At 65.3% G+C, this 21,908-nt stretch carries 18 protein-coding genes; 13 read left to right on the top strand and 5 right to left on the bottom strand.

Annotation, left to right across the window (positions count from 1 at the left end; genetic code table 11):
• Window positions 1-95 precede the first annotated feature (95 nt).
• Window positions 96-1,310, top strand: coding sequence for an acyl-CoA dehydrogenase family protein (locus tag I6F21_RS24190; RefSeq protein WP_225139524.1), 1,215 nt, complete (start codon window positions 96-98; stop codon window positions 1,308-1,310).
• Between the two features lie 177 nt (window positions 1,311-1,487).
• Complete coding sequence (locus I6F21_RS24185; protein WP_036023082.1) at window positions 1,488-1,760, top strand: hypothetical protein; 273 nt, start codon at window positions 1,488-1,490, stop codon at window positions 1,758-1,760.
• 214 nt (window positions 1,761-1,974) lie between these two features.
• Here I6F21_RS24185 and I6F21_RS24180 read toward each other — a convergent pair whose 3' ends face one another.
• Window positions 1,975-3,714, bottom strand: a complete 1,740-nt coding sequence (locus I6F21_RS24180; RefSeq protein WP_225127280.1) for a methyl-accepting chemotaxis protein — start codon at window positions 3,712-3,714, stop codon at window positions 1,975-1,977.
• Window positions 3,715-3,949: 235 nt separating this feature from the next.
• Between I6F21_RS24180 and I6F21_RS24175 the strand changes: the two genes are divergently transcribed.
• The 5 genes from I6F21_RS24175 to I6F21_RS24155 all read left to right on the top strand — a co-directional run bounded on the left by I6F21_RS24175 (window position 3,950) and on the right by I6F21_RS24155 (window position 11,290).
• On the top strand, window positions 3,950-5,332 hold the full coding sequence (locus I6F21_RS24175; protein WP_225133428.1) for an ethanolamine ammonia-lyase subunit EutB: 1,383 nt from the start codon (window positions 3,950-3,952) through the stop codon (window positions 5,330-5,332).
• A 148-nt stretch (window positions 5,333-5,480) separates the two neighbouring features.
• A complete protein-coding gene (locus I6F21_RS24170; RefSeq protein WP_225139523.1) occupies window positions 5,481-7,067 on the top strand; it encodes a B12-binding domain-containing radical SAM protein in 1,587 nt (528 codons plus the stop codon).
• A gap of 6 nt (window positions 7,068-7,073) precedes the next feature.
• The gene (eutC, locus tag I6F21_RS24165; RefSeq protein WP_225139522.1) at window positions 7,074-7,859 is read left to right on the top strand and encodes an ethanolamine ammonia-lyase subunit EutC; all 786 of its coding nucleotides are present in this window, start codon (window positions 7,074-7,076) and stop codon (window positions 7,857-7,859) included.
• A 208-nt stretch (window positions 7,860-8,067) separates the two neighbouring features.
• Entirely contained in the window at window positions 8,068-10,434 is a 2,367-nt protein-coding gene (locus I6F21_RS24160; RefSeq protein WP_036006102.1) for an MMPL family transporter, read from the top strand.
• A gap of 73 nt (window positions 10,435-10,507) precedes the next feature.
• The gene (locus I6F21_RS24155) at window positions 10,508-11,290 is read left to right on the top strand and encodes a class I SAM-dependent methyltransferase (RefSeq protein ID WP_225139521.1); all 783 of its coding nucleotides are present in this window, start codon (window positions 10,508-10,510) and stop codon (window positions 11,288-11,290) included.
• 16 nt (window positions 11,291-11,306) lie between these two features.
• Here I6F21_RS24155 and I6F21_RS24150 read toward each other — a convergent pair whose 3' ends face one another.
• Together I6F21_RS24150 and I6F21_RS24145 are read right to left on the bottom strand one after the other, a co-directional pair.
• Window positions 11,307-12,140: a hypothetical protein gene (locus tag I6F21_RS24150; RefSeq protein WP_225139520.1), complete on the bottom strand. Its 834-nt coding sequence runs from the start codon at window positions 12,138-12,140 to the stop codon at window positions 11,307-11,309.
• A 91-nt stretch (window positions 12,141-12,231) separates the two neighbouring features.
• Entirely contained in the window at window positions 12,232-12,729 is a 498-nt protein-coding gene (locus I6F21_RS24145; protein ID WP_036006098.1) for a hypothetical protein, read from the bottom strand.
• Window positions 12,730-13,187: 458 nt separating this feature from the next.
• Here I6F21_RS24145 and I6F21_RS24140 point away from each other — a divergent pair, with 458 nt between their 5' ends.
• The 6 genes from I6F21_RS24140 to I6F21_RS24115 all read left to right on the top strand — a co-directional run bounded on the left by I6F21_RS24140 (window position 13,188) and on the right by I6F21_RS24115 (window position 19,343).
• The gene (locus tag I6F21_RS24140) at window positions 13,188-13,421 is read left to right on the top strand and encodes a hypothetical protein (RefSeq protein ID WP_025035011.1); all 234 of its coding nucleotides are present in this window, start codon (window positions 13,188-13,190) and stop codon (window positions 13,419-13,421) included.
• Between the two features lie 189 nt (window positions 13,422-13,610).
• Window positions 13,611-14,495, top strand: a complete 885-nt coding sequence (gene hpnC / locus I6F21_RS24135; RefSeq protein WP_036023092.1) for a squalene synthase HpnC — start codon at window positions 13,611-13,613, stop codon at window positions 14,493-14,495.
• The gene (gene hpnD / locus I6F21_RS24130) at window positions 14,485-15,324 is read left to right on the top strand and encodes a presqualene diphosphate synthase HpnD (RefSeq protein ID WP_057027142.1); all 840 of its coding nucleotides are present in this window, start codon (window positions 14,485-14,487) and stop codon (window positions 15,322-15,324) included. The genes hpnC and hpnD overlap by 11 nt, the downstream gene beginning before the upstream one ends.
• Complete coding sequence (hpnE, locus tag I6F21_RS24125; protein ID WP_225113510.1) at window positions 15,324-16,580, top strand: hydroxysqualene dehydroxylase HpnE; 1,257 nt, start codon at window positions 15,324-15,326, stop codon at window positions 16,578-16,580. The genes hpnD and hpnE overlap by 1 nt, the downstream gene beginning before the upstream one ends.
• A 64-nt stretch (window positions 16,581-16,644) precedes the next feature.
• Entirely contained in the window at window positions 16,645-18,597 is a 1,953-nt protein-coding gene (shc, locus tag I6F21_RS24120) for a squalene--hopene cyclase (protein WP_036023097.1), read from the top strand.
• Window positions 18,594-19,343, top strand: coding sequence for a phosphorylase (locus I6F21_RS24115; protein WP_225139519.1), 750 nt, complete (start codon window positions 18,594-18,596; stop codon window positions 19,341-19,343). Before shc ends, I6F21_RS24115 begins: the two co-directional genes overlap by 4 nt.
• A 165-nt stretch (window positions 19,344-19,508) precedes the next feature.
• Here the strand turns inward: I6F21_RS24115 and hpnH are convergent, their stop codons facing one another.
• Together hpnH and ispH are read right to left on the bottom strand one after the other, a co-directional pair.
• Complete coding sequence (gene hpnH / locus I6F21_RS24110) at window positions 19,509-20,669, bottom strand: adenosyl-hopene transferase HpnH (RefSeq protein WP_036006086.1); 1,161 nt, start codon at window positions 20,667-20,669, stop codon at window positions 19,509-19,511.
• A 36-nt stretch (window positions 20,670-20,705) separates the two neighbouring features.
• Complete coding sequence (gene ispH / locus I6F21_RS24105; protein ID WP_036006084.1) at window positions 20,706-21,632, bottom strand: 4-hydroxy-3-methylbut-2-enyl diphosphate reductase; 927 nt, start codon at window positions 21,630-21,632, stop codon at window positions 20,706-20,708.
• Between the last annotated feature and the right edge of the window lie 276 nt (window positions 21,633-21,908).

Here is a 21,908-nt window from a genome sequence, read left to right as displayed (position 1 = left end):
CCTCATCCGGCGCTTCGCGCCACCTTCTCCCACAAGGGGAGAAGGGAAGAAGCGCCCTCATCGAGCGCAATATACTTGGCGAACAGGAGACCACCATGGACTTTCACCACTCCGCCCGTTCGCTGGAGCTCCAGGACCGCGTTCGCCAGTTCATGCAGGCCCATGTCGAGCCGGTCGAGGAGCTCTATTACGAGCAGGTCAAGCCGGAAGCTTCACGCTACAAGACTCCGCAAATCCTTCAGGATCTGAAGCGGCGGGCGCGCGAGCAGGGGCTCTGGAACCTGTTCCTGTCCGGCGAGCACGGGCCGGGTCTGACCAATCTCGAATACGCGCCGGTGAAGGAGATCATGGGCCGCATCCTCTGGGCGCCCGAGGTCTTCAACTGCTCCGCGCCCGATGTCGGCAACATGGAGGTGCTCGCAAACTACGGCACCAAGGCGCAGCAGGAGCGCTGGCTGAAGCCGCTCCTCGAGGGGCGCATCCGCTCCGGCTTCTCGATGACGGAGCCGCAGGTCGCCTCCAGCGACGCCACCAACATCCAGTGCGAGATCCGGCGTGACGGCGACGACTACGTGATCAACGGCCGCAAATGGTTCACCTCGGGCGCGATGAACGAGGATTGCGAGATCCTGATCGTGATGGGCAAGACCGCGCCCGACCATCCCGACCGCCATCGCCAGCAATCCATGATCCTGGTGCCGAAGAATACGCGTGGGGTGCGCATCGTCCGCGACATGCTCACCTACGGCTATGACGATGCGCCGGTCGGCCATCCCGAGATCGTCTATGACAACGTCCGCGTGCCCGCCGAGAACATTTTGCTCGGCGAGGGCCGCGGCTTCGAGATCGCGCAAGGCCGTCTCGGCCCCGGCCGCATCCACCATTGCATGCGCCTGATCGGCTGCGCCCAGCGTGCGCTCGAACTGATGTGCCAGCGCGCGGTCTCGCGCGTCGCCTTCGGTAAGCCGCTCGCAGAGCAGGGCTCGGTGCGCGAGGACATCGCGCATTCCTTCTGCGAGATCGCGCAAGCCCGCCTGCTTACCTTGCAGGCCGCCGACAAGATGGACCGCGAGGGCAACAAGGCCGCGCGCGACCTGATCGCCGCGGCCAAGATCGTGGTCCCCAGCATGGCCGCCCGCGTCATCGACCGCGCCATCCAGATTCACGGCGCCGCCGGGGTCTCGCAGGACACGTTCCTCGCGCGCGCTTACGTCTACGCCCGCTTCATCCGCATCGGCGACGGGCCGGACCAGGTGCATCTCGCGGCCGTCGGGAAGGAGCTGATCAGGCGCGGCGGGGTGATGGGGTAGCGCCGTGGCCCTTGGCCGGATTGCGCATCGGCGGCGCTTCGAAGCGCCGCGACGGGCAAGTCTTTTGGCCGCGATGCAGTATGGCCTCAGATCAGTGTAGTACGATAGTAACTGCTGACCGAGAGTGACCCTGCACGCCATGGCGGGTTCACCCAGGTGAAAGAGCATAGATCGCTTTTGCGCGAGAAAACGTCCGATGCCGAAGGCGAGCGCGCAAGACTGGACAGCATCATCGATTTCGAGCGGCGGCACTTGCTCGCGGACCTGCGCGCCGGTCGTCCGGATGTGATCCTCGTGGATACCCGGCTGCTCAGCGCGGTCCCGTTCGACTGGCTGGCCTGGGCAAGGTCCGATCCGGAGCTCCAGGCCGAACTAAGTCGTTACCGCGAGCTCGAGGATGCCGGCGGCCGCGTCCGGATCTTGGTCGCTCGATCGGGTTCGGAGCGGTAACCCCGTTCGGTTGCCAGCCGCGGCACAGGCGCCACGCTCGGCATGCTGACATCATGCCCCTGTTTTGCCCGACGAGTCAAAATCGGTCCGTAAAAACAGCAGGGCTTCGCGCCGGGCCGCCAAGCCATTGAAAAAGCTGACCCCCGTCTACTGTGCATGGGGTTGTTTTTCCGTTTTTGCTGGAGCGACCGTTTTCGCGGCGCCAGGCGGGCCGCTACCCCGCCTTGGCGATGCGACCGTCCGCCGACCCCGCGCGCAGATTCTGGAAGAACGTCTCCACCTCCCGCGACAGCGTCTGCGCCGTCTCGGTCAGGCTGCTGGCGGCGGTGAACACCGAAGCCGCCGCAGTATCGGTCTCGCCGATGGCATCGCGCAGCGAGGTGATGTTCGCCACCAGCGTCTCGTTGCCTTGGGCAGCGCTTTGCGCGTTGGAGGAGATCTCGCGCGTGGCCTGGTCCTGCTGACTGACGGCGCCGGCAATCGCGGACGTGACCTCGTTGATCTCGCGCACCGCCCCGCCGATCTCGCGCACGGCGTCGACGGCGTTCCGCGTCGAGGCCTGGATCATCGCGACGTTCTCGCTGATCTCGGCGGTGGCCTTGGCGGTCTGGCCCGCGAGCGCCTTCACCTCGTGGGCGACGACGGCAAAGCCGCGGCCGGCATCGCCGGCGCGCGCCGCCTCGATGGTGGCGTTCAGCGCGAGCAGGTTGGTCTGCTCGGCGATCGCCTGGATCAGGTTGAGCACGCCGTCGATGCGTTGCGTGGCTGCAGCGAGGCTCTCGATCTCGGAGATCGACTTCTCGGTGCGCTGGCCGGTCTGCTCGACCGCGCCGGCGCTCTGCCGCACCTGGCGGCCGATCTCCACCACCGAGGCCGAAAGCTCCTCGGCCGCGCCCGCCACCGCGGTGACGTTGTGCGAGGCCTGCTCGGTGGCGTTCGCCGCGGTGCCGGCGCGGCTGCTCGCATCCGCTGTGACCCGCGTGATGGTCTGCGCCGTCTCGCGCATGACGGAGGCGTTGTCGCTGAGGCCGCGCATGATCGCGCCGATCGCCTCGCGAAATTGCTCGACGGACCGCTCGACGTGACGGGCGCGCTCCTCGCGCGCGGCGGCGTCTTGCGACACTTGCGAGGCGAGATTGCGGTTGCGCCCCATCGAGTCCTGGAACACCTGGATGGCGCGGGCCAGCGCGCCGATCTCGTCGGCGCGGTCGGAGTGCGGCACCACGACATCGGCGGCGCCGTCGGCGACCTGCTTGATGGTTGCGGTGATCGCGGCGAGCGGCCGGGCGATCGAGCGGGCAATGATGACGATGCCAGCGACGACGAGGGCCAGCGCCACGCCGCCGAGGCAGGTGAGGATGAACGACAATGTGCGGGCGGTCTCGGTCTGCTGCGCGATCTGCCTGCCGCGCTCGGCATAGACCTTGGACAGCGCCTCGAGGTCCTTGTTCAGCGCCGAGCGGACGCTGCGGTTGGCGTCGTTGTCGCCCCATTCGCGGCCCGCTGCCGCGTTGATCTCGACGCCGCGCCGCACCAGCTCCTTGCGGAACTCGACGAACTGCTCGATGCGCTTCTTGAAGGTCGCGAACTGCTCGGCATCGTCGGCCTTGACGATGGTCTCCCAGCGCTTCACGACGTCGAGGATCTGGGCGTTGAACTTGAGCAGGCCGTCGCCGTATTTCTTCACCACGGCCGGCTCGGTCGACATGTAGATGCCGCGCGATTCCATCACCACCGCATAGACGAGGGAGTTGACCCGCTCGACGTTCAGCGCGGCGGCATTGGCCGTCTCAATCGCGACTGCGAGGTCCGCGCTGCGGCGGCTGTTGTAGTCGGACAAGATCGCGATCGCTGCCGTGAGCAGCGCGAACAGCGCGAAGATCGCATAGAGCTTGCTGGCAAGCGTGAAGCGGCCTGCCGGCTTTGCGGCATTCCCAGATCGGTCGGATGTCATGATGTTCAAGGAGCCCGGATTGGCCTGACCGGCCGGTGAACGGGGTCAGGCAAATTGTTGCAAAACTATGCAGAACGAAGATGGACGCCTCGTTAACGCGCGGCCTGGCCGCCTCCGTCCTTGGTCGAAGGAAAGGCAAGTCATTTCAGCGTCTTGATCCGAAGGTTTAGTTTCAGGATAGTCTTTTGGGATAGTCTTGGAGTCGGCCGTTGGCCGAGCAACCCCGGAGAGACCCTTGGTCTACCGCCACAGCATCGACGCCACGACCTACAGCTTCCCTGACCTGCGCGACCTGCTCGCCAAGGCGACACCCCCGCGCTCCGGCGACCGGCTGGCCGGCATTGCCGCTGCCAGCTCCGAGCAGATGATCGCCGCGCGGATGGCGCTCGCCGATGTGCCGCTCGGCCAGTTCCTGCAGGAAGCCGTCGTTCCCTACGAGGCCGACGAGGTCACCCGCCTCGTCATCGACAGCCATGACGCCAAGGCGTTCGCGCCGGTGGCATCGCTGACGGTCGGCGCCTTCCGCGACTGGCTGCTGTCGGACGCCGCAACGCCCGAGATCCTGCGCAAGCTGGCGCCCGGCATCACGCCGGAGATGGCGGCCGCGGTGTCGAAGCTGATGCGCAACCAGGATCTGATCCTGGCGGCGCGGAAATGCGAGGTCACCACCGCCTTTCGCAACACTATCGGCCTGAGGGGGCGGATGAGCACACGCCTGCAGCCGAACCATCCCTTCGACGATGCAAGGGGCATCACCGCCTCAATCCTCGACGGCATCCTGCTGGGGGCGGGCGATGCCTGCATCGGCATCAATCCCGCCAGCGATGACCCCGCCGTCATCGCGCAATTGCTGCGGCTGCTCGACGAGATCATCGCGCGGCTACAGATCCCGACGCAAGGCTGCGTCCTGACCCATGTCACGACGACGCTGTCGCTGATCGGGCAGGGCGTGCCGGTCGACCTCGTCTTCCAGTCGGTCGCGGGCACCGAGGCCGCCAACCGCAGCTTCGGCATCGACCTCGCACTGTTGAAGGAGGCGCAAGAGGCCGGGCTGTCGCAGTCGCGCGGCACGGTCGGGCGGAACCTGATGTATTTCGAGACCGGCCAGGGCTCGGCGCTGTCAGCGGGCGCCCATCACGGCGTCGACCAGCAGACCTGCGAGGCGCGCGCCTATGCGGTCGCCCGCGCCTTCGCTCCGCTGCTGGTCAACAGCGTGGTCGGCTTCATCGGCCCGGAATATCTCTATGACGGCAAGGAAATCATCCGCGCGGGGCTGGAGGATCATTTCTGTGGCAAGCTGCTCGGCCTGCCGCTCGGGGTCGACATCTGCTACACCAACCACGCCGAGGCAGATCAGGACGACATGGACAATCTCCTGACGCTGCTCGCCGCCGCCGGCGTCACCTTCATCATGGGTGTTCCCGGTGCCGACGACGTCATGCTGAACTACCAGTCGACGTCTTTTCACGACGCGCTCTATGTCAGGGACGTCTTCGCGCTGCGCCGCGCGCCGGAATTCGACGACTGGCTGGCGCGCTCGGGCATTGCAGGTGCCGATTTCCGGATTGCCGGCGATGCAGGCCTGCTGCCCGATTTTGCCGCGCGGCTGATCGCATGAGGCGGAAGGTCAACTCGGTTGGGAAACCATCGGCGCCTCTCGGAATTATGCTTACGCCACAATATTGAGAAATTCCGGCGACAGCATTACGCTATGTGTCGGGCTGGCAATTTCCGTACCATCGGTTGAGTGTGGCGGGGGAGCTTTGATGCGAGCTGAAAGTAACGGAACGTCCCGGCGGATTCTCTGCGTGTTTCCGCGCTACACCTCGTCCTTCGGCACGTTCGAGCATTCCTATCCCCTGACCGATGGCGTCCGCGCCTTCATGCCGCCGCAAGGGCTGCTGCTGATCTCCGCCTATCTTCCGAAGGAATGGCAGGTCAAATTCGTCGACGAGAACCTGCGCCGCACGACGAGGGAGGAGTTCGAATGGGCGGAAGCCGTCTTCGTCAGCGGCATGCACATCCAGCGCCAGCAGATGACCGACATCTGCCGCCGCGCCCATGAGTTCGATCTGCCGGTCGCGCTCGGCGGGCCTTCTGTCAGCGCCTGTCCCGACTATTACCCGTCCTTCGATTATCTGCATGTCGGCGAGCTCGGCGATGCCACCAACCAGCTGATCGAGATCCTGTCGCGCGGCACCTCGCGGCCCGAACAGCAGGTCGTGCTCACGACCAAGGACCGCGTGCCGATGACGGAGTTTCCGATCCCGGCCTACGAGCTCGCCGACGTGAAGAAGTACTTCCTCGGCAGCATCCAATATTCCAGCGGCTGTCCCTACCAGTGCGAGTTCTGCGACATCCCCGGCCTTTACGGCCGCAATCCGCGCATCAAGACGCCGCAGCAGATCATCGCCGAGCTCGACCGCCTGCGCGAATGCGGCATGACCGACACGGTCTATTTCGTCGACGACAATTTCATCGGCAACCGCAAGGCGGCCATGGACCTGCTGCCGCACCTGATCGAGTGGCAGAAGCGGACCGGCTACGTGGTGCGGCTCGCTTGCGAGGCGACGCTCAACATCGCCAAGCGCCCCGAGATCCTCGAGAAGATGCGCGAGGCCTATTTCATCACCATCTTCTGCGGCATCGAGACGCCGGATCCCGACGCGTTGAAGGCGATGCAGAAGGACCACAACATGATGGTCCCGATCCTGGAGGGCGTGCGCACCATTAACTCCTATGGCATGGAGGTGGTCTCGGGCATCATCATGGGGCTCGACACCGACAAGCCGAACACCTCGGAGGCGCTGCTCGCCTTCGTCGAGGAGTCCCGGATTCCGCTGCTCACCATCAATCTGCTGCAGGCGCTGCCGAAGACGCCGCTATGGGACCGGCTTGAGCGCGAGGGGCGGCTGGTCGAGGACGATGGCCGCGATTCCAACGTCGACTTCCTGCTGCCCTATGACGAGGTCGTCGCGTCCTGGAAGCACGCCATGGCAGTCGCTTACGCGCCCGACAAGGTCTACGCGCGCTATCAGCACCAATGCGACCACGTCTATGTGAACCGGCTCAAGGTACCGGTGCCGGACGAGATGAAGACCTGGCGCAGCATCCGGCGCGGCCTCGTCATACTGCGCAACATCTTCTGGAAGGTCGGCGTGCTCGGCGACTATAGGCGCGTGTTCTGGAAGTTCGCGCTGGGCCGCATCAAGCGCGGCGACATCGAAGGCCTGATCGGCTGCACGCTGGTCGCGCACCATCTCATCACCTTTGCGCGCGCGGCCTCCAGCGGCAAGCAGAACGCCTCGAACTATTCGATCCGGCTGCGCGAGGCCGCCGTGCCCGCCGAATGATGCCACATGTCTGACCCGGCCCTGCCGCGCCGTCCGACCCTCGATTTGCGCTCGTTTACGCCTGCGCGCGTCGCGCTGGGGCGCAGCGGCGCGAGCCTGCCGACGAGAGCGTTGCTCGATTTCACGCTGGACCATGCCCGCGCGCGCGATGCTGTGCATGCGGCCTTCGACACGCCGCGTCTCATCGCCGATCTCGACGCACTCGGTGTTGCGGTGACCGAGGTCAGGAGCCGGGCGGTCGATCGCAGCGACTATCTGCGGCGGCCGGATTTGGGACGACAGCTCGACCAAGACTCGGCGCAGCGTCTGGCACGAAGCATCTCGGCGCCGTGCCAGCTCGCGGTCGTGATCGGAGACGGCCTGTCCGCGGCGGCGGTCCATAGCCATGCGGCGATCGTGGTAAGGCGCCTGTTGCAATCGCTTGCGCAGGGGGATGCCGTCGCGATCGGCCATGTCGTCGTCGCATCGGGCGCGCGCGTCGCGCTCGGCGACGAGATCGGCGCCATTCTCGGCGCGCGCATGGTCATGATGCTGATCGGCGAGCGGCCCGGCCTGTCCGCGCCCGACAGCCTCGGCGCCTATCTGACCTTTGCGCCGAGGCCCGGCCGCACCGATGCCGAGCGCAATTGCGTCTCCAACATCCACCACGCCGGGTTGAGCCACGAGGAGGCGGCGTTCAAGATCGCCTGGCTGGTCCGCGAGGGGCTGGCCCGGGAGATCACCGGCGTGGCGCTGAAGGACGAGAGTGCGGACCGCGCGCCGCGCCAGATTGGCACATCCTCGCCGGGATGAGGGTCATTCCACGCCCGGATCGCCACTTTTCTGATCGATTCGGCCGCGCCGGGCCTGCTTGCGAAAAGACCTGTTGACCTGCTAAACCGCTGCCGGCGATTTTCCGCGCATTTTCAAAGGGCAAGCCTCCCATTGGTATGGCGTTTTCAAGCCGTTCGCGCGGCGCGATAAGCTCACAGCCCGAGCCGATTTAGGAACTGGACAAGGCATGCTCGAAAAGCACAGCGAGAGTGAGGTTCATGTCGACAAGGTCGAGCAGGGATCTACGTCCTCCATCGCCTTCGGGCTGGAGCGTCTCGGGCTGATCGCCGTTCGGGCCCCAATCGTCTCCTGCATCGTCCTGCTCGCGCTGATCGTCGGCGCGGTGTTCGGCATCTACCGGATCAAGATCGACGATTCGCTGTCGCAGCTGTTCCGCTCCGACACTCGCGAATTCAAACAATATGAAGAGGTGACCAAGAAGTTCCCGGCCGAAGAGTTCGACGTACTTGTCGTGGTCGAGGGCAAGACCCTCCTGGAACGCAGCAACCTCGAGAAGCTGCGCGACTTCGTCACCGACCTGCAGCTGGTCGAAGGCACGCGCGGGCTGGTCTCGCTGTTCTCGGCGCGCCAGGCGCCGGCCCCCGGCAAGCTGCCGGCGGCCCTGTTCCCGCCCGAGCTACCGGAGGGCGCGGCCTATGACAAGTTCATCGAGACCGTCAAGAACAACGAGATCATCCGCGGCAAGCTGCTGTCGGAGGACGGCACATTGGCGCTGGTTGTGCTGTCGCTCGATCCGGAGGTGGTCGCTTCCAACAAGTTGACCAAGACCGTCGCCGACATCCGTGCGCTGATGAAGGAGACGCTCGGGGACACCGGCCTCAACGTGCAGCTCTCCGGCGTCCCGGTGATGCAGCTCGAGATCCGCAACGCGGTCGAGCGCGACGGGCTGACCTACAACATCCTCGGCATCCTCGCCGGCTGCATCATCGCCATCATCTTCTTCCGCAAGATCTCGTTCATGATCGCGGCGGCATTCCCGCCGATGATCGCTATCCTGCTGGCGCTCGGCGCGCTCGGCTGGGCCAATTTCAACCTCAACATGTTCCTGAACGTGATGACGCCGCTCATCATGGTGATCAGCTTCTCGGACTCGATGCAGCTGACCTTCGCCGCGCGCGACCGGCTGATCGCGGGCCAGGACAAGTTCACCGCGTTCAAGAACGCGGTGCTGGTGGTGGGCCCGGCCTGCGTGCTGACGCATGGCACCGCCGGCATCTCCTTCATCGCGCTGCAATTCTCCGACTCCGACCTGATCCGCAAGTTCGGCGAGGCGGGCCTTGCCGCCACCATCATCGCGCTGGTCGCGGTGCTGTCGCTGGTGCCTGTCTTCGGCGTGCTGTTCGTGCGCAACGAGAAGGTCTTTGCAGTCAAGTTCCAGGGCGCTGATGCCGGCGTACAGGCGCTGCGCAATTTCTGCTACTGGATTGCGGTGCGCATGGTCGGCCGGCCCGGCCTGTTCAGCCTGCTGGCGGTGCTGTTCGTCGGCGGCCTCGGCGTCATCTATGCCAATCTGGAGCCGCGCTACCGGCTCGCCGACCAGGTGCCGGACAAGCGCCAGGCGGTTGCCGCCAGCGACCGGTTAGACGCCAAGCTGACCGGCGCCAATCCCGTCAACGTGCTGATCGTGTTCCCGAAGGGTGAATCGCTTTATTCGCCGCAGACGCTCCAGACCATCGCCGAGGTGCACGCGACAGTCGAGAAATCCGCAGGGGTCGGCAACGTGTGGTCGCTGGAGACGCTGCGCCGCTGGCTGGCGGAGAAGGCCGGCAGTGCCGACGTCGCGACGCTGAAGGAATATGTCAGCGTCATCCCCGAGCACCTGGTGCGCCGCTTCATCGACGCCGAGCAGGACGCTGTCGTAGTGGCCGGCCGCGTGCCGGACAAGGATTCCAGCCAGCTCCTGCCGATCGTCGACAAGCTCGATTCGGAGCTCGACGCCGTCCGCAAGAAGCATCCGGGCTATGAGATCGCCGTGACGGGTCTCGCCGCTATCGCCGCGCGTAACTCGGCCAACATGATCGAGAAGCTGAACCACGGCCTCACGATCGAATTCGCGCTGGTCGCGATCTTCATCGGCCTCGCCTTCCGCTCCTGGGTGGTGACACTCGCCTGCATCCTGCCGGGCATCTTCCCGGTGGTGATGTCGGGCACGGTGCTGTGGGCGATGGGCGAGGGGCTGCAATTCGCCAGCGTCGTTGCGCTCACGGTCTCGTTCGGCCTCGGCCTTTCCGCTACCATCCACTTCCTCAACCGCCTGCGGCTGGAGAACAAGCCGGGTGTCGGCTCGGCGCTCGCGGTGGAGCGGGCCACCGTGCTGGTGGGACCTGCGCTGATCCTGACCACGGTGGTGCTCGCCTGCGGCCTCGTCGTCACCGTGTTCTCCGACCTGCCATCGCTGCGTCTGTTCGGCTGGCTCAGCGCCTTCTCGATGGTGATGGCATTGGTCGCTGATCTCTTCATCCTCCGGCCGACGGCGATGTGGCTGATCAATCTGCACGCCAAGCTGCATGGCGCGGACAAGCAGGCGATCTGAGGGGCTTCATCCACCGGACATGGAATCGGCGCAGTCTGAATGACTGCGCCGGAGTTCCGGTCGGGGACGAATCATGCAGCACGACGGCGCGATCGTGGCGTTTCAGCAGAAGCGAGGCGGCGATTCAGCCGCCTTTTTCGTCCCGTTCCTGACATCGGGTATGACCCTGCTCGACGCCGGCTGCGGGCCCGGCACCATTACGGCAGCGCTGGCGGGGCACGTCGAAAGGGCCGTCGGCCTCGATATCGAGCCGACGGCCATTACCGCCGCCAATCGGCTCGTGTCGGCGGCGGGCTCGACCAATCTGGCCTTTGTCGAAGCCGACATGACGGCGCTGCCGTTCGACGATGGAACGTTCGATGCCGTGTTCTTTCACGCGGTGCTCTACCATCAGAGCCGAGAGATATTGGTGCGAACGCTGGCCGAAGCGCGACGTGTGCTGAAGCCGGGCGGCCTCGTCGCAACGCGCGATGCCGACGTCGGCGGCAACGTTCTTCACCCTGAAATCGACGGCGTGCGGCTCGCGCTCGATCTTTGGCAACGCTGGTACCAGCACGACGATTTGGAGGCGCTTCGCTTCGGGCGCCGGCAGGGCTCCATCCTCCGAGCCCACGGCTTCGCGCCGGTCTGGGCCGGTGCGAGCTACGTCAACCACAGTGCCGATGCGCAGAGCCGCAGCGAGGCCGTTGCCGATGCGCAGCGGAGCCTGCTGGGGCTCGGACCGCAACTCGTGGCCAGGCGGCTCGCGACAGACGATGAGATCCGGGCCGCGCTTGCCGGCTGGGAGGCCTGGGAACGCGATCCGGACGCGGTCTATTTCCGATGCCGCTGCGAATGCATCGCGCGAAAGGACTGATCCGGCGCGGTTCGGCTCACGCCTCGACGCGGACGATTCCATAGGGATTGAACTTGAAGTCGCCCTCGGCGTAGTCCTGCTCCCGCGACAGCGCGAGCTTGCGGTCGCGCAGCGTTGCCTCGATGCCGCGCTCGGCCATTGCGTCCGCGATTTCGTCCATCAGATTCGCTGCGTTCCGGTCGCTGCCGCGCGATCGCGCGACATAGATTTCCGGCAGTCCGACGAGGTGGAAGCCGACGCTTTCGTTGTAGGTGTCGCCGGCAAGCGGACGCTTGGCGAAGGCGAGGCGACAGGATCGGCCCATCGCTGGCGTGACGGTAAGGCCCTGGTTCGTGTTTGCGGCGGCCTTGCACTCGCGGGCCAGTTGCCGCCATCGCGTGAGTCCGTGGGCAACGCCCGCGCTTTCTCCTTTCACGGCCGTGGCGCCGGCCTCGATCATCTCCTCGACAATTCGCAAGGCGGCAGCTGAATAGGCGACCGTCTTGTGCTGCTCCATCGGCGGGCTCAGCACGTAGAGGACCGCTTTGTGATTGAGTACGGCCATTTCGTCCGCCTCGGACCACGCTTTCGGAAAGACGCGGTCCCAGCACACACCGAAAGAGCGCTCCATGTGCGGATCGGGTTTGGCTTGCGAATAGGTGCGGTCGATCTCGAAGCCGAAGTCGGCGATCGTCTTCGCCACCGCCTTGGGCGGATGCAGCAGGCTTTCATTCCTGCCGAGGAAGCAGAGCACGTGACGCGGCTTCACGGACGAAGGCTGCATGTTCGCTCCCTGCTGATCGCTGGCGAAGGCGCGGCTGGCCACGAAGAGCCCGGCGGCCTTCAGCAGATGTCTGCGGATCGGGTCCATCTCAGCAAATCCAGCCGGTCAGTTCGTGTCAGCAAAAAGCCCCCGGCTCGCGAGAACCGGGGGCATGTTCCTCATTGCGTGCGAAAGGCCTTCAGCCCTTCGTCATCGTGATGTTGACGCCGCGGATCTCGCCCTTGGACGAGATCTGCACCGTCTGCTTGGTGCCGTTGGTGCGCAGCGACAGGTTGGCGGCAAAGCCGTTGGCCTCGACGAAGACCTCGATCTGGCCGCCGCCGGCGGTGCCCTGGAGATTGCCGAAGATGTTGCGGCTGGACTCGCTCCAGTTGCCGGAGATGCGGTCGCCCTGGCTCGTCACGTCGCTGGTGAGGTTGAACTTGTAGCTGTCGGAGGCGCAGCTCAGCGCCTGCTTCAGGTTGAGGCCGCTGCCGGCGACCTTATAGTCCGCTTTGCAGCGAATGCGCTCGGTGGAGCCGTCGGACAGCGACACCGTGCCGGTTCCGGTCCACGCGCCGTCGAAACCGGCAAACGGTCCGGACGACTGCGCGTGGCTTGCCGATGCCGAGAAGAGCAGCGCCACCCCGATGCCGGCCGCCCTGATTGCCAGTCCAGATCGCCAAAAGAATGTCATCTCGAATATCCCGCTTTGGAACGACGTTCGCTTCGATCGAGAACGTCTCGCCACATCGAAAGTTTAGTGCTCCGAGCAAGTCGCAGGTTCAAAGCCCTGCGGCCAGAGACGGCGGTTCACGCGGCCGCGCCGTGCTTCCAGGGGCCGCGATTTGCCGCGCTTCGTCATGTTTCCGGCAGCCGAGGACGGGCGAAGAGATGCAGCGCGGCAACAGGTCTGCATTAAAACGCAATGCTCCCGAATTATGATGTAGTATCAATCCCTTACATCTGTCAATGAAGGCGCGGGGAAGACCTGATTCGGCGGGGGCGGCGCCAATTTGGCCGCATTTGCCAGTGCTTGTGCCTTCCCTGAGGCCGCTACAAGCGGCGACTTGCCATCAGAACCAATCCGTTCCGGCCATCCGCCCTGCGCAGTCCGGGATCGGTGCGATTCTGCCGTCAGAATGAAGGAATACAATGCGCAATCTTCTCGTCGCTCTCACCCTGCTGTCGGCCTCCCTTTCGACGGCAGCGTTCGCCCAACAAGGGCGTGGCACGGACGCCGAGCAGAAGGCCTGCACCCGCGATGTGCAGAAGTTCTGCCGCCCGGTCATCGACCAGGGCGATTTCACCATCCTGGCCTGCCTCAAGGAGAACCGGGCCAAGATCTCGCAGGCCTGCGACCAGGTGCTGAAGAACCACAATCAATAAACTCGGCCATTGGCCTAGAAAGGCGGCCCTCGGCCGCTTTTCCGGGCCCAATTCGAAGGGGCAGCCATCGACGGACAGGATTGGTTTTGCGGCCGTATTCCCCTATATGGGGGCCGCGGCGGCGTCGCGGCGTGAGCCCGCCCGAGCGAAAAAGCCCTTCCTGTCCAAACGATTGTAAACCAGCCCTCGATGACCTCTGCGAGCGAATTGCGATCCGGCAAGGGTGACCGCGACGAGAATTTTCCCGTCGCGTCCTGGATCATTCATCCGCGTCATCGCGCCCTGATCCTGGCCTATTACAATTTCGTCCGCACCGCGGACGACATCGCCGATCACGCCACGCTCCCCCCCGACCAGAAGCTCGCTTATCTCGATCTGCTCGAGGCGGAACTGCTCGGCAAGGGTGACACCCAGCCTGAGGCCGTCAGCTTGCGCCGCGCGCTGGCCGAGCGCGGCATGGCGCCACGTCATGCGCTCGACGTGCTGATCGCCTTCCGCATGGACGTGACCAAGCTGCGCTATGAGACCTGGGACGAGGTCATCCATTATTGCCGCTACTCGGCGATGCCGGTCGGCCGCTTCATGCTCGACGTTCACGGCGAGAGCACCTCGACATGGGCCGCCTCGGACGCGCTCTGCGCGGGCCTTCAGATCAACAATCACCTGCAGGATTGCGGCAAGGATTATCGCGAGCTCAACCGCGTCTATCTGCCGCGCGATGCGCTAGCAGCACACGGCGCCACCGTCGAGCAGCTCGGTCTCGCGCAGTCGCCGCCGGCGATGCTGGCCTGCCTGCAGTCGCTCGCCGCACGCAACGAGGCGCTGCTCGGAGAGGGCAGGTCGCTCGCAGCCGAGATCCGGGATTTCCGTCTCGGCGTCGACGTCTCCGTCATCCAGGCCTATGCCGACCGCATCGTGCGCCTGCTCAAGGTACGCGATCCCTTGCGGGAGCGCGTACATCTGAACAAATTCGAGCTGCTCGCCTTCAGCCTCGCCGGGATCATCGGCGAAGTTGGCCGCCGTGCGATCCGTCGCAAGGCCATTTCCAGACCGGGGACTGCCCATGACGCTTGAGGCGACCACGCCCGGCGCCAATTACGGCTCGACCGCATCCGGCAGCTCGTTCTATGCCGCGATGCGCATCCTGCCGCGTGATCAGCGCGAAGCGATGTTTCAGATCTACAGCTTCTGCCGCCAGGTCGACGACATCGCCGATTCCGACGGCCCGCGCGACGAGCGGCTCGCCGCACTTCAGGAATGGCGCAACGATATTGACGCGCTCTATCAGGGCCATCCGCCGCCGCGGCTGAAGGACTACGTCGCCTCGGTGAAGACCTTCGGGCTCAAGCGCGAGGATTTCCTCGCCATCGTCGACGGCATGGAGATGGACGTGCCGCAGGACATCCGTGCGCCCGACATGGCGACGCTGGATCTGTATTGCGACCGCGTCGCCAGCGCCGTGGGGCGGCTGTCGGTGCGCGTGTTCGGCATGCCCGAGGAAGACGGCATCCTGCTCGCGCACCACCTCGGCCGCGCGCTGCAGCTCACCAACATCCTGCGCGACATCGACGAGGACGCCGGCCTTGGCCGGCTCTATCTGCCGCGCGAGGCGCTGCTGCATGCCGGCATCACCTCTGATGATCCGAACCGCGTGATCGCCGAGCGCGCGCTGCCGAAGGTCTGCATGCCGCTGGCGCAGCGCGCCAAGGTGCACTTCGAGAAGTCGGACGAGATCATGAACCGCAACAGGCGCCGCGCCGTGCGCGCGCCGCGGATCATGTCGAAATACTACCATTCCATTCTGGACCTCCTGATCGCGCGCGGCTTCACCGCGCCGCGCGAGCCGGTCCGTGTGTCGAAGATCACGCGCATCCTGATCCTGCTCCGTTACGCTTTCATCTGATGCAAAACACAGCTCACATCATCGGCGCTGGAATTTCCGGCCTCTCCGCCGCCGTGCGGCTCGCCAATGCCGGCTTCAAGGTCGCCGTGCACGAGGCGACGCACCAGGCCGGCGGCCGCTGCCGGTCCTATTTCGACGGCGCCACCAATCTCACCATCGACAACGGCAATCATCTGCTGCTGTCGGGCAACAGCCATGCGCGCGCCTATGCGCGCGCGATCGGCACCGAGGCGGGCCTGGTCGGCCCCGAGCGGGCGCAATTTCCGTTCGTCGATGTCAAAACCGGGCAGCGCTGGCAGATCGATCTCGGCGATGGCCGGTGGCCGACCTGGGTGCTCGACGAAAGCCGCCGCGTGCCCGACACCGGCCTTTCCGATTATCTCAAGCTGGCGCCACTGATCTGGGCGTCGGAGGAGACGCTGGTCGGCAAGTCGATTCCGACCGAGGGCATCCTCTATCAGCGCCTGGTGCAGCCGCTGCTGCTGGCAGCTCTCAACGTCGATCCGCCCGAGGGCTCGGCCGGGCTCGCCGGCGCGATCGTGCGGGAGACGCTGCTTGCGGGCGGGCAGGCCTGTCGTCCGCTGATCGCGCGCGACGGTCTCAGCGCGGTTCTGATCGAACCCGCCGTGAAGTTTCTGCAGGAGCGTGGTCACAGCGTTCAGCTCGGCCACGAGCTGCGCTCGTTCGTCAGCACGGACGGCAAGGTGACCGCGCTGAATTTCGGCGGCGAGGATTTGATCCAGCTCGGTGCGGGCGATGTCGTCGTGATGGCGGTGCCGCCGCGCGCGGCCGCTAGCCTGCTCCCGGGGCTGAAGACGCCGACCGAATTCCGCGCCATTGTGAACGCGCATTTCCGCTTTGAGCCGCCGCCGGGCTCGGCGCCCATCCTCGGCGTGATCGGCGGCGTGGTGGAATGGCTGTTCGCGTTCCCGAACCGGCTCTCGGTGACCATCAGCAATGGCGACCGCCTGGTCGACATGCCGCGCGAGGAACTGGCGCAGACGATCTGGAACGAGGTCTGCGAGGCGGGCGGTGTCTCCGGTGAGCTGCCTCCTTGGCAGATCGTGCGCGAGCGCCGCGCCACATTTGCGGCGACGCCGGCCCAGAACGCCCTGCGTCCCGGGCCGGTCACTGCGCTGAAAAACCTGTTCCTCGCCGGCGACTGGACTGCTACGGGATTGCCAGCAACCATCGAGGGATCGGTCCGGTCGGGTGACCGCGCCGCCGATCTGGTTCTGGCCGCCAAAGGATCCTGAAAGGCGGCCCGACGGGCAATTCTCCCGGTCAACTTTCAATCGACTATCGGAGCAATCGAGCGACATGGATTCCGTGACCGCGACCAGCCGCGAAGCTTTGGAATCGAGCATTGCGTCGGCCACCCAGGGCCTCCTCGGCTTCCAGCAAGCCGACGGCCATTGGGTGTTCGAGCTCGAGGCCGACTGCACGATTCCGGCCGAATACGTTCTGCTGCGCCATTATCTCGCCGAGCCCGTCGACACCGTGCTCGAGGCCAAGATCGGCAACTATCTGCGCCGCATCCAGGGTACCCATGGCGGCTGGCCGCTGGTGCATGACGGCGAGTTCGACATGAGCGCCAGCGTGAAGGCGTACTTCGCGCTGAAGATGATCGGCGACTCCATCGACGCGCCGCATATGGTGCGGGCGCGCGAGGCAATCCATGCCCGCGGCGGCGCGATCAACAGCAACGTCTTCACCCGCTTCCTTCTCGCGACCTTCGGTGTCGTGACCTGGCGCGCGGTGCCGGTGCTGCCGATCGAGATCGTATTGCTGCCGTTCTGGTCGCCGTTCCACCTCAACAAGATCTCCTACTGGGCGCGCACCACGATGGTGCCGCTGATGGTGATCGCCGCGCTGAAGCCGCGCGCGAGGAATCCGAAGGGCGTCGGCATCGACGAATTGTTCCTGCAGGATCCGCGCTCGATCGGCATGACCGCCAAGGCGCCGCACCAGAGCATGGCCTGGTTTCTGTTGTTTCGTTCGCTCGATGCGATCCTGCGCGTGATCGAGCCGCTGTTTCCGAAGAGTCTGCGCAAGCGCGCGATCGACGCCGCGCTCGCCTTCACCGAGGAACGGCTCAACGGCGAGGACGGCATGGGCGCGATCTACCCGCCCATGGCCAACATCGTCATGATGTACGACGCCCTCGGCAAGGACGAGAACTTCCCGCCACGCGCGATCACGCGCCGGGGCATCGACAAGTTGCTCGTCATCAAGGACGACGAAGCTTATTGCCAGCCCTGCGTCTCTCCGGTGTGGGACACGACGCTCACCGCGCATGCGCTGCTGGAGGCCGGCGGTGACAAGGCGGTGCCGGCCGCCAAGCAGGGCCTCGACTGGCTGATCCCGAGGCAGGAGCTCGAGGTGAAGGGCGACTGGGCGGTGAAGCGGCCCGACGTGCGCCCGGGCGGCTGGGCCTTCCAATACAACAATGCCCATTACCCCGATCTCGACGACACCGCCGTCGTGGTGATGTCGATGGACCGCATGCGCCGGGAGCACGGTGCGGCCGGCTATGACGACGCGATCGCCCGCGGCCGGGAGTGGATCGAGGGCATGCAGAGCGACGACGGTGGCTGGGCCGCCTTCGACGTCAACAACCTCGAATATTACCTCAACAACATCCCGTTCTCGGACCATGGCGCGCTGCTCGATCCGCCGACTGAGGACGTCACGGCGCGATGCATCTCGATGCTGGCCCAGCTCGGTGAGACCGCCAAGACCAGCAAGCAGGTGGCCGCCGGGGTCGCCTATCTGCGGAAGACCCAGCACCCGGAGGGGTCCTGGTACGGCCGCTGGGGTATGAACTTCATCTATGGAACCTGGTCGGTGCTGTGCGCCCTCAACATGGCCGGGGTCGACCACAAGGACCCCATGATCCGCAAGGCGGCGGCCTGGCTGACCTCGATCCAGAACGACGACGGCGGCTGGGGCGAGGACGCCGTCAGCTACCGCCTCGACTACAAGGGCTGGGAGGCCGCTCCCTCGACCGCCTCGCAAACGGCATGGGCCTTGCTTGCCCTGATGGCGGCAGGCGAGGTTGATCACCCGGCCGTTGCCCGCGGGGTGGAGTACCTGATTGCAACACAAGACAAAAAAGGACTGTGGGACGAGCAGCGGTACACCGCCACAGGCTTCCCCCGCGTGTTCTATCTACGTTATCATGGTTACCCAAAGTTCTTTCCGCTGTGGGCGTTGGCGCGGTATCGGAACTTACGGAACACCAACAGCAGGGTGGTAGGGGTCGGAATGTGACTTTGGGGACGGGGGACTATGTTACCGCGGGTCAGGCCATCGACCCGCGGCCGATACTGATCGTGACCGGATTGGTTCAGGAGGCCCGCATCGCGGCTGGGCCCGGAATGGCGGTCATCTGTTCATCCAGCAGCCCGCCCCAGTTGCGGGCGCTTCTGACGGTGGTGGATCCTGAGACGATTCGCGGTGTGATCTCGTTCGGCGTGGCCGGCGGGCTCGACCCGAGCTTGCGCTCCGGCGACGTCGTGCTGGCGACCGAGGTGCTCTCCGGCGACACCCGCTGGGCCGCCGGCCTGTCGCTCGGCGACGATCTGATCGATCGCCTGACGTCCGGCCGCCGCCGCGTCGTGCGCGGTAGTCTCGCCGGTGCCGAGGAAGTGGTCACGAAGCGCTCCTGCAAGGCGGCCCTGCACTCCGAGACGGGGGCCGCCGCGGTCGACATGGAAAGCCACATCGCCGCGGCCTACGCCGCCGACGCCGGGCTGCCCTTCGCCGCCGTCCGCGTCATCAGCGACCCCGCCCACCGCGCGCTGCCGGCGCTGGCCCGCGCCGCGATCAAGCCGAACGGCCAGATCGACCTCGGAGCCGTGCTGCGCGGCATCGTGCGCAATCCGGCAACGCTGCATGCCCTGGTCTCGACCGGCATCGACTTCAACCGCGCCCTGCGGTCGTTGCGCGGCTGCCGCGATTATCTGATCGGGACGGAGTTCGTCGAGAGCGAGGCCTTGGTGTCGAAGGCGGCGTGAGCGGGGGCTTCGATCTGAGAATAAAGAAAGGGCCCGGTCGCCATTGGCGTCCGGGCCTTTTTGTTTCGACGTTCGTAGCCCGGACGGAGCGAAGCGTAATCCGGGGCCTTGGAGAGACCATCCCGGATTTCGCTTGCGCTCCATCCGGGCTACGGGCTCTGCGCTTTACGCCGCCGTCGACGCCTTCTGCGCTGCTTTCGCCTGCGCAGCCGCAGCTTCGTCCTTGCGGATCTCCGAGAGCTTCTTCTGGACCTGCTCGGAGAAGATGTACTGCGCCGGGCGCTGCTTGGAGAGGTCGATCTCCGGCGCCATCGGGCCGCTCGTCCGCACGCCGCGCAGCGCCACCCACATCGCCTTCAGCGGGTTGTTGAGCGCTGCGGTCGCAGCCGTGGGCTCGTAGCCGCAATGGGCCATGCAGTCGGCACACTTCTCGTACTTGCCGGTGCCGTAGGAATCCCAGTCGGTGGTCTCCATCAGCTCCTTGAAGGTCTTCGCGTAGCCTTCACCGAGCAGGTAGCAGGGCTTCTGCCAGCCGAAGATGTTGCGCGCGGGCATGCCCCACGGGGTGCATTCGTATTCCTGGTTGCCGGCGAGGAAGTCCAGGAACAGTCCGGAATGCATGAAATTCCACTTCTTGCCCTTGCCCATCGCAAAGACGTCGCGGAATAGCTTCTTGGTCTTGGTGCGGTTGAGGAAGTGCTCCTGGTCCGGCGCGCGCTCATAGGCGTAGCCCGGGGACATCGAGACGCCGACGCCGAGCTCGGTGGTGAGGTCGAGGAATTTGGCGATCTCCTCGGCCGGGTGGCCGTCGAAGATGGTGGCGTTGACGTTGACGGTGAAGCCGCGCGCCTTGGCCGCCTTGATCGCCGACACCGCGCGGTCGAACACGCCCTTCTGCGACACGGCCTTGTCGTGGTGGTCGCGCAGGCCGTCGAGATGCACCGAGAAGAACAGATAGGGCGAGGGCTCGAACAGATCGAGCTTCTTCTCCAGCAGCAGCGCGTTGGTGCAGAGCGAGACGAACTTCTTGCGCGCGACGAGGCCGCGCACGATCTCGCCGATCTCCTTGTGGATCAGCGGCTCGCCGCCGGGAATGGCGACCATCGGCGCGCCGCACTCGTCGGCGGCGTCCCAGCACTCCTGCGCCGTCATGCGGCGGTTGAGGATCGCATCGGGATAATCGATCTTGCCGCAGCCGACGCAGGCGAGGTTGCAGCGGAACAGCGGCTCCAGCATCAGCACGAGCGGATAGCGCTTGCGGCCAAGCAGTTTCTGCTTGAGCAAATAGCCGCCGATACGCATTTCCTTGAAGAACGGGATAGCCATTACAGGTTTCTTTCTGGGCTTTTCAATTCGGGTGGGTCAGCTCGCGGCCAGTTGGGCCGGAAGCCGGAATTCGATGTTTTCCTCGCGGCCCGGCAACACCGAGACCTTTACCGGTCCGATCCGCCGCATCGCTTCGATCACGTCATCCACGAGTACCTCGGGCGCCGAAGCGCCGGCCGTGACGCCGACGGTCCTGGCATCCTTCAACCACTCCGGATTGAGCTCGCTGCCGTCGGCAATCAAATAACTCGCGACGCCGGCCTCAGTGCCGATTTCGCGGAGCCGGTTCGAGTTCGAGCTGTTGGCAGCGCCCACCACCAAGATCACGTCGACCAGCTTGCTCAAGTCCCTTACCGCAGATTGGCGGTTCTGTGTCGCATAGCAGATATCCCGGATATCCGGACCTTGAATGTCTGTAAAGCGGGCCTGAAGGGCCGCGATGATGTCCTTGGTGTCGTCGACCGACAGGGTGGTCTGGGTGATGTAGGCCACTGGCGTATCCGCCGGCAGGGTCAGCGCCTTAACCTCTTCAACGCTCTGGACAAGCTGCACCGGCCCCGGGACCTGGCCCATCGTGCCCTCGACCTCGGGATGGCCGGCGTGGCCGATCAGGATCAGGGTGCGGCCCTTGCCGATGTAGCGCTTCCCCTGATTGTGAACTTTCGTGACCAGCGGGCAGGTGGCATTGAGCACCGGAAGGTCGCGCGCGACGGCCTCTTCCTCGACGCTGCGGGCGACGCCATGCGCGCTGAACACCGTCACCGCCTTCGGCGGTACCTCGGAGAGTTCCTCGACGAAGATGGCTCCTTTGGCCTTCAGGCTCTCGACGACGTATTTGTTGTGCACGATCTCATGGCGCACGTAGACGGGCGGGCCGTACTTCTCCAGCGCCCGCTCCACGATTTCGATTGCTCGTACCACCCCCGCGCAGAAGCCGCGCGGTTGCGCCAGATAAACTTCCATTGGACGCCCATCACGCAAGTTGCACCAATCCGCTCTTTGCAGTCCCCAAGCGGCACTCCGATACTGACCAATGAGTTGCAATATCCGCACCATTGGTTCGCGCCTGCGGTAGCCACCCACCCGTGTGGACGGCTCCGGCGCATGGAGGCGCAATACTTTGTGTCAAAAAATCGGCGGTAGGGGAAGGTGGAACCGCTGAGGGAGGCGTCTGTGAGGTATTTTAGTAGGGATTGCGGTGTGCCTGCGTGCGCGACATTCCTGCATAGTCCTTCGTCA

Origin of the sequence: Bradyrhizobium sp. NBAIM03 (genome assembly GCF_020194055.1) — a bacterium.
GTDB classification, from domain to species: Bacteria; Pseudomonadota; Alphaproteobacteria; order Rhizobiales; family Xanthobacteraceae; genus Bradyrhizobium; species Bradyrhizobium yuanmingense.
This window is presented reverse-complemented; position numbering and strand designations above follow the sequence as displayed.

Excerpts from the sequence above, each read along its gene's own strand:
- hpnC (WP_036023092.1), top strand. The coding sequence starts at position 13,611 with ATGACCTCTGCGAGCGAATTGCGATCCGGCAAGGGTGACCGCGACGAG.
- I6F21_RS24160 (WP_036006102.1), top strand. The coding sequence starts at position 8,068 with ATGCTCGAAAAGCACAGCGAGAGTGAGGTTCATGTCGACAAGGTCGAG.
- I6F21_RS24140 (WP_025035011.1), top strand. The coding sequence starts at position 13,188 with ATGCGCAATCTTCTCGTCGCTCTCACCCTGCTGTCGGCCTCCCTTTCG.
- I6F21_RS24155 (WP_225139521.1), top strand. The coding sequence starts at position 10,508 with ATGCAGCACGACGGCGCGATCGTGGCGTTTCAGCAGAAGCGAGGCGGC.
- hpnD (WP_057027142.1), top strand. The coding sequence starts at position 14,485 with ATGACGCTTGAGGCGACCACGCCCGGCGCCAATTACGGCTCGACCGCA.
- hpnE (WP_225113510.1), top strand. The coding sequence starts at position 15,324 with ATGCAAAACACAGCTCACATCATCGGCGCTGGAATTTCCGGCCTCTCC.
- I6F21_RS24180 (WP_225127280.1), bottom strand. The coding sequence starts at position 3,714 with ATGACATCCGACCGATCTGGGAATGCCGCAAAGCCGGCAGGCCGCTTC.
- ispH (WP_036006084.1), bottom strand. The coding sequence starts at position 21,632 with ATGGAAGTTTATCTGGCGCAACCGCGCGGCTTCTGCGCGGGGGTGGTA.
- I6F21_RS24190 (WP_225139524.1), top strand. The coding sequence starts at position 96 with ATGGACTTTCACCACTCCGCCCGTTCGCTGGAGCTCCAGGACCGCGTT.
- I6F21_RS24150 (WP_225139520.1), bottom strand. The coding sequence starts at position 12,140 with ATGGACCCGATCCGCAGACATCTGCTGAAGGCCGCCGGGCTCTTCGTG.
- eutC (WP_225139522.1), top strand. The coding sequence starts at position 7,074 with ATGTCTGACCCGGCCCTGCCGCGCCGTCCGACCCTCGATTTGCGCTCG.
- I6F21_RS24170 (WP_225139523.1), top strand. The coding sequence starts at position 5,481 with ATGCGAGCTGAAAGTAACGGAACGTCCCGGCGGATTCTCTGCGTGTTT.
- shc (WP_036023097.1), top strand. The coding sequence starts at position 16,645 with ATGGATTCCGTGACCGCGACCAGCCGCGAAGCTTTGGAATCGAGCATT.
- I6F21_RS24145 (WP_036006098.1), bottom strand. The coding sequence starts at position 12,729 with ATGACATTCTTTTGGCGATCTGGACTGGCAATCAGGGCGGCCGGCATC.
- hpnH (WP_036006086.1), bottom strand. The coding sequence starts at position 20,669 with ATGGCTATCCCGTTCTTCAAGGAAATGCGTATCGGCGGCTATTTGCTC.